The sequence below is a fragment of the Stenotrophomonas sp. YJH_SMC_33 genome (assembly GCF_059372295.1).
Genome location: NZ_JCAFVJ010000012.1, coordinates 56742 through 69796, shown reverse-complemented (window position 1 = coordinate 69796; position 13055 = coordinate 56742). Strand labels below are relative to the sequence as shown.

The window sequence follows — 13055 nt, the reverse complement described above, 5'->3', positions numbered from 1 at the left end:
GCGACGGGCGCGCTGCGGGGGGACAGGCTGTCGATGAGGAGACTCCAATGCGCAAGACGGGATGGAGCCGGCGAGCCGGCGCGATGATGGTGCTGCTGCTAGGGTTGCTGCTGTTGCCAGGGCTGGCCTGTGCCAAAGGTCCGGCCGGCACCGTACTGGTGCTCGGCGACAGCCTCAGTGCCGCCCACAATATCCCTGCCGACGCCGGCTGGGTCAGCTTGCTGCAACAGCGGGTCAGGCAGCAGTCGAAAACCCCGGCGCGCATCGTCAACGCCAGCATGAGCGGCGAGACCACCGCCGGCGCGCTGACCCGCCTGCCGGGCCTGCTGGCGAAGGAAAAGCCGACGGTGGTGGTGATCGCGCTGGGCGGCAATGACGCATTGCGTGGGCTGACCCCGGCGCAGGTGCAGGGCAACCTGGAAAAGATGGTGCAGGCCAGCCAGAAGGCCGGCGCGAAGGTATTGCTGCTGGGCATCGACGTACCGCCCAACTACGGGCCGGCCTATCGCCAGCGCCTGGCTGCGGCCTACAAGGCGCTGGCCACGCAGTACGAGGTGCCGCTGCTGCCCTTCCTGCTGGAGGGCGTGGCCCTGCAGCCGGGCATGATGCAGGCCGACGGCCTGCACCCCACGGCGCAGGCGCAACCGAGGGTGCTGGACAACGTCTGGCCGCTCCTGCGGCCCCTGCTCTGAACGATTTACAACCCTCTTGACGGAACTTCACATCGCGTCCACCGTCGATCCGGCATGTTTCACAAAGCTGAAGTTAGAGGGAATCACATGCGTCAGACGAAGGAGACCTCCGGCTTGGTGCTGGTGGTCGAAGACAACCGCAACATCTCCGAGATGATCGGCGAATACCTGGAAGGTCGCGGCTTCGAAGTCGACTATGCACAGGACGGCCTGGATGGCTACCGCCTTGCGGCGGAGAACAGCTATGACGTCGTGGTGCTCGACTTGATGCTGCCGCGCCTGGATGGCATCGAAGTGTGCCGTCGCCTGCGCAACGATGCGCGCAAGTCCACCCCGGTGCTGATGCTCACGGCACGCGACACGCTGGACGACAAGCTCACCGGCCTCGGGTTCGGCGCCGATGACTACCTGACCAAGCCGTTCGCGATCCAGGAGCTGGAAGCCCGCCTGCGCGCGCTGATCCGCCGCGAACGTCGCCAGGTGGGTTCGGAGGTGCTGAAGGTCGCCGACCTGGTGCTCGATCCGGTCAGCATGCGGGCCACCCGTGCCGGTACCGAGCTGCAGCTGTCGCCGATCGGCCTGCGCCTGCTGACCATCCTGATGCGCGAATCGCCGCGCGTGGTCACCCGCCAGGAGATCGAACGCGAGATCTGGGGCAATGGCCTGCCGGACTCGGACACGCTGCGCAGCCATCTGTACAACCTGCGCAAGATCATCGACAAGCCGTTCGACCGTCCGCTGCTGCACACCGTGCAGAGCGCCGGCTACCGCATTGCCGATATCGCACAGCCGATGGCCTGATCGGGGCCGGGCCGGTGCAGCATCAGGCCCGGCCGGGCAACGACCCCGCATCGGGCACGGATGACCGGCCGGCGCTGCCGCCGGTCAGCGTCCGTGCACGACTACGGCGCAGCGCGCTGCCTATAATCGCAGCGCTCTGACCGGGACCCCGCAATGCCGCACGGCCTGCCGCGCAAGATCCGTATCGCCTTCATCCTGCAGGCAGTCCTGGCCAGCCTGGGCATCCTGCTCGGTGCCTGGCTGGTGTCGCTGGTCATCAAGCACAGCCTGGTCGGCGCCGCCCTGCGCGAGGAAGCGGCCTATTACTGGACGCTGCACGAGGCGTCGCCGGTGCAGCCGCCGCCCAACACCCAGAACATCCGCGGCTACCTGCTGGAAAGCGGGCAGTCGGCGCTGTCATTGCCGGCCAACCTGCGCAACCTGGAGCCCGGCTTCCACGAACTGCCTCAGGATGACCAGCTGGTGCTGGTCGATGTGCGCCCCGCCGGTCGCCTGTACCTGGTGTTCCTGCGTTCGCGTGCGGAGATGCTGGCGTTCTGGTTCGGCATCGTGCCGGTGCTGCTGACCCTGTTGGCGGTGTATGGCGCCAGCTGGGTGACCTATCGGGCTTCCAAGCGCCTGGTGTCGCCGGTGAACTGGCTGGCACGGCGCGTCTCGCGCTGGGACCCGGGCCACCCCGAAGCGGCCGATCTGGAGCCGAACAAGCTGCCGGCGGACATGCAGGGCGAGACCCGCCAGCTGGCGGCCGCACTGCATTCGCTGGCCAACCGGGTCAGCGCGCATGTGGCGCGCGAGCGCAATTTCACCCGCGACGCCAGCCATGAACTGCGCACACCGCTGACCGTCATCCGCGTCGCCAGCGACATGGCCCTTGGCGATGAAACCCTGCAGCCGCGCCTGCGCCGCAGCCTGCAGCGCATCCAGCGGGCTGGCCGCGACATGGAGGCGGTGATCGATGCGTTCCTGATCCTGGCCCGCGAGGCCGATGTCGAACCGCAGATCGAGCTGTTCGACGTCAACGACATCGTCCGCTACGAGGTGGACAATGCCAACGAACTGCTGGGGTCTCGCCCGGTGTCGGTGCACCTGCACAGCGACGGCCCGGTGCAGTTGCATGCGCCGCCGCGGGTGCTGCAGGTGGTGATCAGCAACCTGGTGCGCAATGCCTGCAGCTACACCGACGAGGGGCGCATCGACGTGCATGTGCACAACGACCGGGTGGTAGTGCGCGATACCGGTATCGGCATGTCTGCCGACGCCCTGTCGCGGGCCTTCGAACCGTTCTACCGCGCCGAGCCGAGCCGCCCGCAGGGCACCGGCCTGGGCCTGTCGATCGTGCGCCGGCTGTGCGACCGCTTCGGCTGGAAGGTCAGGCTGGCCAGCGAGCCAGGGCAGGGCACGGAGGCCACGGTCATCTTCCGCTGATCCTCCGACCCCATTGCCCGTGATTCAGTAGATCCACGCCATGCGTGGATGGGGTTGCGGTAGCGCCGGGCCATGCCCGGCGTCCGCAGTCCCTCAGTTGCAGTTGACCTTCGGCGCCAGCGCCTTGGTCCAGATCGCATAGCCGGCCGGGGTCATGTGCAGCATGTCCTCGCGGAACAGCGTTGCATCCGGCTGGCCATCGGTGCCCAGCATCGGCGTGTAGATGTCGGTGAAGCCGGTGTTGGGCAGCGTGGCCAGGGCGGCCTTGATCAGCGTATTGGCCTCGTTGATCGCCGGCAGCAGATGCGCACGCGACGGGCTCGGCTTGATCGACAGGTACTCGACCCGGGTCTTCGGCAGGTCGCGATGCACGCGCTGCACGAAGGCAACCACATCGTCGCGCACCTGCACGGCGCTGCGGCCGCTGTTGAGGTCGTTGTCGCCCGCGTAGAAGAACACCTTGCACGGTGCATACGGCACCACGATGCGATCGGCATACCAGGTGCTGTCACGCACTTCCGAACCCCCGAAGCCGCGGTTGAACACCGGCTGGCCGGGGAAGTCGGTGGCCAGGCTCTCCCACATGCGGATCGAGGAGCTGCCGATGAACTCGATACCGCCACGCGGCGGCGGGCTGGCCTGGTCGGCGCTGGCGAAGTGGGCCATGTCGCTGGCCCAGGCCACGTTGGAGACCTGTTCGGGTACCCGCGGTGACTTGGCCGGGCCCAGGGCCTGGGCAAGGGGGGCGGCGGTCAGCAGGCCCAGCATCAGCAGGCAGGTACGGCGATGGGACATCAGGCGCTCCGGCAGGGTAGGGACGACCATGATAGAAGCTGGGGCAGGTCGAAGCTTGCCCCTGGCAGTCCGTTCACCGGGCCGGTGCCGGGCGGCGGCGGGCGGCCTTGTGGCAAAATGGCGGCCATCTGCCTATTCCTGTGCGCCCATGATCCCCTGCCGTGCGTCTGAGCGGTCGCTGCGCCGCGTCCCTGTTGCTGGATGTTCGCCCCGTGGCTGATCAGTTCGGCCATCTGCCGCGCGGCCCGCGCCGCATCTTCCAGGCCGCCCGCTGGTCCTGGCAGGGCCTGCGCGCTGCCTGGCTGCACGAGTCGTCGTTCCGGCTCGAGGTCTACCTGCTGATCCTGCTGACGCCGCTCGCGATCTGGCTGGGCCAGACGCCGGTCGAACGCGCGCTGCTGATCGGCTCGATGCTGCTGGTGCTTGCGATGGAGCTGGCCAACTCGGCCATCGAAGCGGTGATCGAACGTTACGGCAGCGAGATCCATGAACTGGCCGGCCGCGCCAAGGACATGGGCTCGGCGGCGGTCTTCGTGCTGATGATGAACGTGCTGCTGTGCTGGGCGCTGGTCGTGGTTCCGCACGCGCTGGCCGGCAACTACGGCTGAAACCCCATTCCCCCACTGCCTTGAAGAGTTTCCATGTCCTTTGAGTTCCTCGCCGACCCCAATGCCTGGGTAACCCTGTTCACGCTCAGCGCGCTGGAAATCGTGCTCGGCATCGACAACCTGGTGTTCATTTCCATCGCGGTCAGCAAGCTGCCGGAAGAGCGTCGCCCGTTCGCCCGCAAGCTCGGCATCGCGGTGGCCTGCATCACCCGCATCGCGCTGCTGGTGTCGCTGGCCTACCTGGCGCACATGGCGGCCAACCTGTTCACCGTGGCCGGCATGGGCATCTCCATCCGCGACCTGGTGCTGATCGTTGGTGGCCTGTTCCTGATCATCAAGGGCTGCATGGAGATCAAGGAGCTGATCAGCGGCGGCGAGGATGAAGATCCCAGCACCACCAAGGCCTCGGCCGTGTTCGGCTACGTGATCGCGCAGATCGCGGTGATCGACATCGTGTTCTCGCTGGACTCGGTGATCACCGCCGTCGGCATCGCCGACCACATCCCGGTGATGGTCGCCGCGATCCTGCTGTCGGTGATGGTGATGCTGCTGGCCGCCAACCCGCTGGGCCGCTTCATCGATGCCAACCCGACCGTGAAGATGCTGGCCCTGGCCTTCATCCTGATGATCGGTGCGGTGCTGATCCTGGACGGCCTGGACGTGCACGTGCCCAAGCCCTACATCTACGCCGCGATGGGCTTCTCGGTGCTGGTGGAGTGGCTGAATCTGCTGATGCGCCGCCGCGCCCGCGAGCACAACGTGCCGGGTGCCGGCAACTGGTAAGCGCGCCACAGGCGTGTGAGTCCCTCAGAACCCCCGGCATGCCGGGGGTTCTGCGTTGTGGGGGAGGTTGGCTCTGCAACGGCACTGCGGTTTTTGCACTTTTGGCTGCGTTCCGGCCTCCACTTGTGAATCAGGATCAACAGTGTTTTCCCGGGGCGAGGCTTAATCCGGCGCAGCAAAGCGCGCAGGCTACGCACTCCCGATTCCCGCCCCCCAGGACTCCCCCATGAATTCCAGAGCCGCCTTGCTGGCGCTTGCCGTTGGCGCCTTCGCCATCGGAACCACCGAGTTTGCCCCGATGGGCCTGTTGCCGGTCATCGCCGACGGCGTCGGCGTTGGCATCCCCACTGCGGGCATGCTGATCACCGCCTATGCCGTGGGCGTGATGCTGGGCGCGCCGGTGATGACCCTGCTGATGGGGCGTTTCGGCAAGCGCACCGCGCTGATGCTGCTGATGTCGATCTTCGTCGCCGGCAATCTGTTGTCTGCGCTGGCGCCGAACTACGGGATGCTGCTGCTGTCGCGCCTGGTCACCAGCCTCAACCACGGTGCCTTCTTCGGCATCGGTGCGGTGGTCGCTGCGAGCCTGGTGCCGAAGGAAAAGCAGGCTGCGGCCGTGGCCACCATGTTCATGGGCCTGACCATCGCCAACATCGGCGGCGTGCCGCTGGCGACCTGGGTCGGCCAGCAGCTGGGCTGGCGCCTGTCCTTCGCCGGTACTGCGGCGCTGGGCCTGGTCGCGATCACTGCGTTGGGCTTCGCGCTGCCCGCGTCCGCACCGGGACCGCGCCCGGACGTGCGCCGCGAACTGAAGGCGATCCTGCAGCCGCAGGTGCTGCTGGCCATGGCCACCACCGTGCTTGGTGCGGGTGCGATGTTCACGCTGTACACCTACGTCGCACCGGTACTGACCGAGTTGACCGGCGCCTCCAATGCCTTCATCGCGATGGCGCTGGCCCTGATCGGCATCGGCTTCACCTTCGGCAACGGCATCGGTGGGCGCATGGCCGACTGGTCGCTCGATGGCGCCACCCGTATCCTGCTGGCTGCCCTGGCGGTGCTGATGTTCGTGCTGCCGCTGGCTTTCATGAGCCACGCCACCGCGGCGCTGGGTGTACTGCTGTTCGGCGCGGCGACCTTCGCCCTCGTGCCGCCGCTGCAGATCCGGGTGATGCAGGTGGCCAGCGAGGCGCCGGGCCTGGCGTCGTCGATCAACGTGGGTGCATTCAACCTGGGCAATGCGGTAGGTGCTGCGCTGGGTGGTGCGGTGATCAGCTCGGGACTGGGCTACGCCGCGATTCCGGTGGCCGGTGGCCTGCTGGCCGCGTCGGGCCTGCTGCTGGCATGGCTGGGGCGTAGCCGCACTGCGGTGGCTGAGGCCTGCTGAGTGATATGGGGTTCCGGCAGGGCTTGCAGCCCTGCACCCGCTAAAGGCGAAGGCAACCGCCGAAGCGACAGCAACCGCAACAGCCGGCGCTGGTTTTCTGAGGGTTGGGCGGGGCGGTGTGGGTTGGCAGGACATGCCGTGAACCCATCCATGGGGGCTCGATGGCGCCATCCATGGCGCCAACGGTCCTGCCAACCCGCACCGCCCCACCTCCGACAGATTGCCGCGATCGGTCGGAACGGCGTTCTGCTTTGGTAGGTGTCGACCTTGGTCGACACGAATGCCTGAAGAACCGGCTTTTGCTTTTGATTTTTCTTTTGATCTTCCCGCGGTGCGCAGGAAATTGTCCGTGGCCGGGAGGGTGGGTCGGCTGGGGGCGTGAGCCGCATGGATGCGGCGACCGAGCTTACATGGACGTACTTGCAGCGGCCCCCAGCCGACCCACCCTCCCGGCCCACCCCGAGCTGGCTGGACCACACCGCGGAGGGGGCGGCGCCCGATGGCCGGTCTTTCACCCGAACCATGGCATGCTCGGCGCCAAGCCCACCCGGAACCTCCGCCATGCGCCTGTTCACCCGTGTCCTGCCCCTGATGCTGCTGGCCTCCCTGCTGTCCGGCTGCGGCTACAACGCCATCCAGCAGAAGGATGAGGCGGTCAAGGCCAGCTGGTCCGAAGTGCTCAACCAGTACAAGCGGCGCGCCGACCTGGTGCCCAACCTGGTGCAGACGGTGAAGGGCTTTGCCAGCCAGGAAGAGCGCGTGCTGACCGAAGTCACCAACGCCCGCTCGCGTGTCGGCCAGATCAACGTCAACGCCGATGACGAAGCCTCGCTCAAGCAGTTCCAGCAGGCCCAGGGCGAACTGGGTAGCGCGCTGTCGCGGCTGCTGGTGGTCACCGAGAACTACCCGGTGCTGAAGTCGGACCAGAACTTCCGCGACCTGCAGGCCCAGCTGGAAGGCACTGAAAACCGCATCACCGTCGCCCGTGGCCGCTACATCCAGCAGGTGCAGGACTACAACACCTACATCCGCTCGTTCCCGCAGGTGATCACCGCCAAGATCTTCGGCTACAAGACCAAGCCGAACTTCACCGTGGACAACGAAGCGCAGATCTCCAACGCGCCGGCGGTCGATTTCGGCAGCGCGCCGCAGCAGCAGCCGGCACCGCAGCCGGGCCACTGACCCATGCGCCTGGCCACTGCGCTGCTGGCCCTGCTGCTATGGCTGCCGCTGGCATCGCACGCCCAGCAGCTGGCGCCGGTTCCGGCGCTGGATTCGCCGGTGGTCGACACCACCGGCACGCTGGATGCCGCGCAGAAGCAGGCGCTGGTACAGCAGGCGCTTGACCTTCAGCAGCGCAAGGGTAGCCAGCTGCAGGTGCTGGTGGTACCCACCACCCAGCCGGAAGACATCGCCCAGTACACCACGCGGGTCTTCGACCAGTGGCAGATCGGCCGCAAGGGCGTGGATGACGGGGTGCTGCTGGTGGTGGCCAAGGACGACCGGCGCGTGCGCATCGAGCCGGGCTACGGCCTGGAAGGCGCGATTCCCGATGCCATCGCCAACCGGGTCATCCAGGAGTACCTGGTGCCACGCTTCCGCAGCGGCGACTACGCCGGGGGCATCACCGATGCCACCGCCGTGCTGGTCAAGCTGATCGATGGCGAAACGCTGCCCGCACCGGTCAGCGGTCATCGCGGGCGCGAGCCCGGCGGTGGCGGCGACACCTGGTTCCTGGCGCTGTTCATCGGCGTGTTCGCCGGCAGCATCCTGCGCGGCGTGTTCGCGCGCGTGCCGCGCCCGCTGCGTGGCCTGCTCGGCGGCGCTGGCGCAGCCGTGGCGGCGTTCCTGTTCACCTCCACCCTGCTGGCCAGTGGCCTGGCCGGCGTGGTCGGCCTGATCGTGGCGATGCTCTCCGGGCATCCGGGGCGCTTCGCCGGTGGCGGAGGCTGGGGCGGTGGCAGCTGGGGCGGCGGGGGCGGTTTTGGCGGAGGCGGTGGATTCGGCGGCGGAGGCGGCTGGGGCGGCGGCGGTGGCCGTTCCGGTGGCGGTGGTGCTTCGGGAGGCTGGTGATGATCCAACGTCTGTTCCGCCATGTATGTTCGCCGTCGGTACGTCGCGCGTTCCCGCCAGCCACGCTGCAGGCGATCACCGAGGCCATCGCCGCCGGTGAGCAGCGCCACGGCGGTCAGGTGATGTTCGCTGTGGAGGCCGATCTGCCTCTGTCCGCGTTGTGGCACAAGGTCACCCCGAGGCAGGCCGCCGAGCATGCCTTCGCACGCCTGCGCACCTGGGATACCGCCCAGAACAACGGCGTGCTGATCTACCTGCTGCTGGCCGACCATGCCATCGAGATCGTCGCCGACCGCGGCCTGCATGGCCGGGTCAGCCCGGCGCAGTGGCAGCGGGTCTGCACCCATCTGCGCGAGGGCCTGCGTGGTTCCAATCCGGTGGAAGCGCTGCAGGATGCCATCGACGAGGTTTCCAGCCTGATCGAAGGGCACTTCCCGGCCTCGACGCGGTCGAACGATGACGCGTTGCCGAACTCGCCCCAGCTTCTTGGTTGAGCCGGGGCGGCACTGGCCCGAGAATAGGCGTTCAACCGCAAGGCACCTTCCATGATCTATTTCCACGACATCGACCCCATCGCCCTCTCGCTGGGGCCGATCAAGGTGCATTGGTACGGCATCATGTACCTGCTGGGCTTCACCGCTGCCTGGCTGCTGGGACGCACGCGCATCGCCGCCGGTCGCCTGCCGGGCGTCGACGCCAACGGCTTCTCCGACCTGCTGTTCTACGCCATGCTCGGCGTGGTGCTGGGCGGGCGCATCGGCTACATGCTGTTCTACGCGCTGGGCGATTTCCTGCACAACCCGCTGCTGCTGTTCAAGGTATGGGATGGCGGCATGAGCTTCCACGGCGGCCTGCTGGGCGTGCTGGGCGCCTGCTGGTGGTGGTCGCGCAAGCACCGCCTGCACTTCTTCGACACCATGGATTTCATGGCGCCGCTGGTGCCGCTGGGCCTGGGTTTTGGTCGCATCGGCAACTTCATCGGCGCCGAGCTGTGGGGCAAGTACACCGACGGTACCTGGGGCGTGGTGTTCCCGTCGGGCCTGCCGGCGCCGCTGAACCAGTTGGACCACGCCACCTTGCAGGCGCAGTTCGCCACCGGCGCGCTGAACCAGTTCGCGCGCCATCCCTCGCAGCTGTATGAAGCGCTGCTGGAAGGCCTGGTGATGTTCGTGGTGCTGTGGACGGTCTCGGCCAGGCCGCGCCACCGCTACCTGGTCGGCGGCCTGTTCGCGCTGATGTACGGCCTGTTCCGCTTCGCCGTCGAATTCGTACGCATGCCCGACAACGGCGTCTACGTGGCCTTCGACTGGCTGACCCGCGGCCAGATCCTCAGCCTGCCGCTGATCGCCTTCGGCCTGGTGCTGCTGGTGATGTCGCGCCGCGCACCCGTGCTGCAGCCGCAACCGGTGATGGCTGCGGAGGGCAAGGCATGAAGGCCTACCTGGATCTGCTTGCGCATGTGCTGGAACATGGCGCGGAGAAGGGTGATCGTACCGGCACAGGCACCCGCAGCGTGTTCGGCTGGCAGATGCGCTTCGACCTCAACAAAGGCTTCCCGCTGGTCACCACCAAGAAGCTGCACCTGCGCTCGATCATCCACGAGCTGCTGTGGTTCCTGAAGGGCGATACCAACATCGGCTACCTGAAGGACAACCAGGTACGCATCTGGGACGAGTGGGCCGACGAGAACGGCGATCTCGGCCCGGTCTACGGCAAGCAGTGGCGCAGCTGGGCCACCGCCGATGGCCGCGAGATCGACCAGATGCAGTGGCTGGTGGACGAGATCAAGCGCAACCCCGATTCGCGCCGGCTGGTGGTCAGCGCCTGGAACGTGGGCGAGCTTTCGCAGATGGCGCTGATGCCGTGCCACAACCTGTTCCAGTTCTACGTGGTGGACGGCAAGCTCAGCTGCCAGCTCTACCAGCGCAGCGGTGACATCTTCCTCGGCGTGCCGTTCAACATCGCCAGCTATGCGCTGCTGACCCACATGGTGGCGCAGGCCACCGGCCTGGGAGTGGGCGACTTCGTGCACACGCTGGGTGACGCGCACCTGTACTCGAACCACTTCGAGCAGGCCCGCGAGCAGCTGGCGCGCGAACCGCGCGCGCTGCCCAAGCTGTGGTTGAACCCGGAGGTGACCGACCTGTTCGGATTCCGGTTCGATGACATCCGCATTGACGGCTATGACCCGCACCCGGCGATCAAGGCGCCGGTGGCGGTGTGAGTGCCATGAAGCTGTCGATGATCGTGGCGCTGGACCGCAACCGTGGCATCGGCCAGGGCAATGCCATGCCCTGGCACCTGCCGGATGATTTCAAGCACTTCAAGGCGCTCACCCTGGGCAAGCCGATCCTGATGGGGCGCAAGACGGCCGAGTCGATCGGCCGCGTACTGCCGGGGCGCACCAACCTGGTGCTGACCCGCAGCGGCCAGGTGCCGTTCGCGGGCATGCGCGCGGTGGCGTCGCTGGACGAGGCCAAGGCGATTGCCGAAGGCGAGGGCGCCCGCGAGCTGTGCATCATCGGCGGCGGCGAGATCTTCCACCAGCTGCTCGACCAAGCCAGCGACCTGTACCTGACCTGGGTCGATGCCGAAGTGCCTGCCGATACCCATTTCCCCGAAGTCGACATGCGGGACTGGCGGGAAGTCAGCAGCGAGCCGCACCCGGCCGACGAACGCCACGTCTACGCGTTCCGCTTCGCGCACTACGTGCGCCGCTGATCGCGCAAATACCAACGAAAACACCGACGGGGATATCGACGGGGATATCGACGGGGTAGAGTCGACTGTTAGTCGACTGCTCTCGGCGGCCCCCCGAAAAACCCGCGCTGCGCGCGATAGTCGACTGACAGTCGACTCTGCCTGGGCTGTCGCTACGGCATCCGGTAATGCCCGATGATGGCGTGCTGGAACCGCGGGTCCTCTTCGCGCGTGCTGCGCCCAGCGGCGAAGACGCGCAACGGCTGCGATGGACCGTGGGCGGTGCTTCCACCGCCGGTGGTGGCCGGGCCCGGAGTGGGCAGCGGCACCCGTCCATGGTGCCGGGAACGATCAGGTCACGCCTGCGGCGGGGCCCCGTTGTTGCCAGGGCCTGCGGAGCCGCCCCCACCGCCGCCACGGCGACGACGGCGGCGCGGGCCACGGTTGCCCGGGTTGGGGGCCGCGGCGTTGGCCCCGCCCGGATCCCTGCCCTGCGCCGATGCAGCCGGGCGCTCGCGTGCTGGTCGCGCTGGCGTGCGTGCGTTGGGCACGGGTGCGGGGACATCGCGGCCCGGCACCTGCACCACGCGCAGTTCATCGGTATCGAGCTGGATCGCGGTCAGCTTGCCGCCCCAGACTGCGCCGGTGTCGATGGCATGCACGCCCTGGGTGATGGTCAGGCCCAGCGCCGACCAGTGGCCGCAGACGATCTTCAGGTCGCGCTCGACCCGGCCTGGCACTTCGAACCAAGGGTACAGTCCCTGTTCCTGCGTGCCCGGCGTGCCCTTGTCCTCGATGCCGATGCGCCCGCGCGGGGTGCAGTAGCGCATGCGGGTGAGCACATTGATGATCGCCCGTGAACGGTCGTAGCCGGACAGGTTCGGCGCCCAGCTCGGCTTGTCGCCGTACATGTTGCGGAACAGCTTGCGGTAGCCGGCACCGTGCAGTTGCGCCTCGACCTCGGCGGCATGCTTTTCGGCCATCTGCGTGGTCCACTTCGGTGCCAGGCCGGCGTGCACCATCATCCAGCCCAGCTCGCGATCCACGTGCACCAGCTTCTGCAGGCGCAGCCAGTCCAGCAGTTCGTCGCGGTCCTCGGCCTGCACGATGCGCAGCAGGTCCGGATTGACCTTGCGCTGTTCCTCTTCGGTGCGTGCACCGACGGCCAGCAGCGAAAGGTCATGGTTGCCCAGCACCACCACGCTGTGCCCGCGCAGCGAATGCACCAGCCGCAGCGTTTCCAGCGACTGGCCACCGCGGTTGACCAGGTCGCCGCAGAACCACAGGGTGTCCTGCGCCGGGTCGAAGCGGATCTTCTCCAGCAGGCGCTGGGTGACGTCGTAGCAGCCCTGCAGGTCGCCGATCGCCCACACACTCATCGTCCGGCCTCCGTGTCAGTGCAGGGTACGCGGGATGGCCAGCACGAAAGGTGCGACCGGCGCGGCGAATTCGGTGCCGTCGTCGGCGACCATGTCGTAGTGGCCCTGCATGGTCCCGTGATCGGTCCCCAGCATGACACCGGACGTGTAATGGAAGTCTTCACCGGGACGCAGGCGCGGCTGCTCGCCGATCACCCCGTCGCCATCGACATGCTCGACGCGGCCATTGGCATCGGTGATGCGCCAGTGGCGTGCAACTAGGCGCGCGGCAACACGGCCCTGGTTGTGGATGCGGATCGTGTAGGCGAACGCATAGCGCCCGTCTTCCGGCGCGGATTGGTCGTCGAGGAAGCGCGGTGCGACTTCGACGGAAATGGCGTAAACGTCAGCGTCTTCCATACCGGCAGTGTAA

General features: G+C 67.4%; 15 protein-coding genes. 12 read left to right on the top strand and 3 right to left on the bottom strand.

Features of this window, described 5'->3' with window-relative positions; translation table 11 throughout:
• The first annotated feature begins 47 nt into the window (after positions 1-47).
• The 3 genes from AC5P9W_RS16635 to AC5P9W_RS16625 all read left to right on the top strand — a co-directional run bounded on the left by AC5P9W_RS16635 (position 48) and on the right by AC5P9W_RS16625 (position 2918).
• Positions 48-692 (top strand): arylesterase, encoded by a 645-nt coding sequence (locus AC5P9W_RS16635; RefSeq protein ID WP_495219361.1) that lies wholly within the window; start codon positions 48-50, stop codon positions 690-692.
• An 87-nt stretch (positions 693-779) separates the two neighbouring features.
• Positions 780-1493, top strand: a complete 714-nt coding sequence (locus AC5P9W_RS16630) for a response regulator transcription factor (RefSeq protein ID WP_002811889.1) — start codon at positions 780-782, stop codon at positions 1491-1493.
• Positions 1494-1646: 153 nt separating this feature from the next.
• Positions 1647-2918, top strand: a complete 1272-nt coding sequence (locus AC5P9W_RS16625) for a sensor histidine kinase (protein ID WP_019661107.1) — start codon at positions 1647-1649, stop codon at positions 2916-2918.
• Positions 2919-3011: 93 nt separating this feature from the next.
• On the opposite strand, the gene AC5P9W_RS16620 is transcribed toward AC5P9W_RS16625, so the two are convergent.
• The gene (locus AC5P9W_RS16620) at positions 3012-3713 is read right to left on the bottom strand and encodes an SGNH/GDSL hydrolase family protein (protein ID WP_019661108.1); all 702 of its coding nucleotides are present in this window, start codon (positions 3711-3713) and stop codon (positions 3012-3014) included.
• A gap of 212 nt (positions 3714-3925) precedes the next feature.
• Here AC5P9W_RS16620 and AC5P9W_RS16615 point away from each other — a divergent pair, with 212 nt between their 5' ends.
• From AC5P9W_RS16615 to AC5P9W_RS16575, 9 genes are all read left to right on the top strand, one after another.
• Complete coding sequence (locus AC5P9W_RS16615; protein ID WP_019661109.1) at positions 3926-4321, top strand: diacylglycerol kinase; 396 nt, start codon at positions 3926-3928, stop codon at positions 4319-4321.
• Positions 4322-4354: 33 nt separating this feature from the next.
• The gene (locus tag AC5P9W_RS16610) at positions 4355-5104 is read left to right on the top strand and encodes a TerC family protein (protein ID WP_019661110.1); all 750 of its coding nucleotides are present in this window, start codon (positions 4355-4357) and stop codon (positions 5102-5104) included.
• A gap of 226 nt (positions 5105-5330) precedes the next feature.
• The gene (locus tag AC5P9W_RS16605) at positions 5331-6491 is read left to right on the top strand and encodes an MFS transporter (RefSeq protein ID WP_197575277.1); all 1161 of its coding nucleotides are present in this window, start codon (positions 5331-5333) and stop codon (positions 6489-6491) included.
• 561 nt (positions 6492-7052) lie between these two features.
• Positions 7053-7673, top strand: coding sequence for a LemA family protein (locus AC5P9W_RS16600; protein WP_012510094.1), 621 nt, complete (start codon positions 7053-7055; stop codon positions 7671-7673).
• A 3-nt stretch (positions 7674-7676) separates the two neighbouring features.
• The gene (locus AC5P9W_RS16595; protein WP_021203181.1) at positions 7677-8564 is read left to right on the top strand and encodes a TPM domain-containing protein; all 888 of its coding nucleotides are present in this window, start codon (positions 7677-7679) and stop codon (positions 8562-8564) included.
• On the top strand, positions 8564-9058 hold the full coding sequence (locus AC5P9W_RS16590) for a TPM domain-containing protein (protein WP_134732208.1): 495 nt from the start codon (positions 8564-8566) through the stop codon (positions 9056-9058). The genes AC5P9W_RS16595 and AC5P9W_RS16590 overlap by 1 nt, the downstream gene beginning before the upstream one ends.
• A gap of 51 nt (positions 9059-9109) precedes the next feature.
• The gene (gene lgt, locus AC5P9W_RS16585) at positions 9110-9997 is read left to right on the top strand and encodes a prolipoprotein diacylglyceryl transferase (protein WP_134732206.1); all 888 of its coding nucleotides are present in this window, start codon (positions 9110-9112) and stop codon (positions 9995-9997) included.
• Positions 9994-10788 (top strand): thymidylate synthase, encoded by a 795-nt coding sequence (locus AC5P9W_RS16580; RefSeq protein WP_111099037.1) that lies wholly within the window; start codon positions 9994-9996, stop codon positions 10786-10788. The genes lgt and AC5P9W_RS16580 overlap by 4 nt, the downstream gene beginning before the upstream one ends.
• A gap of 5 nt (positions 10789-10793) precedes the next feature.
• The gene (locus tag AC5P9W_RS16575; protein ID WP_111099038.1) at positions 10794-11285 is read left to right on the top strand and encodes a dihydrofolate reductase; all 492 of its coding nucleotides are present in this window, start codon (positions 10794-10796) and stop codon (positions 11283-11285) included.
• 335 nt (positions 11286-11620) lie between these two features.
• Here AC5P9W_RS16575 and AC5P9W_RS16570 read toward each other — a convergent pair whose 3' ends face one another.
• Positions 11621-12643 carry a symmetrical bis(5'-nucleosyl)-tetraphosphatase gene (locus tag AC5P9W_RS16570; protein ID WP_021203186.1) on the bottom strand — a complete coding sequence of 341 codons (1023 nt, stop codon included), beginning with the start codon at positions 12641-12643 and terminating at the stop codon, positions 11621-11623.
• Positions 12644-12658: 15 nt separating this feature from the next.
• Positions 12659-13042, bottom strand: a complete 384-nt coding sequence (apaG, locus tag AC5P9W_RS16565; protein ID WP_005412297.1) for a Co2+/Mg2+ efflux facilitator ApaG/CorD — start codon at positions 13040-13042, stop codon at positions 12659-12661.
• Positions 13043-13055 lie beyond the last annotated feature (13 nt).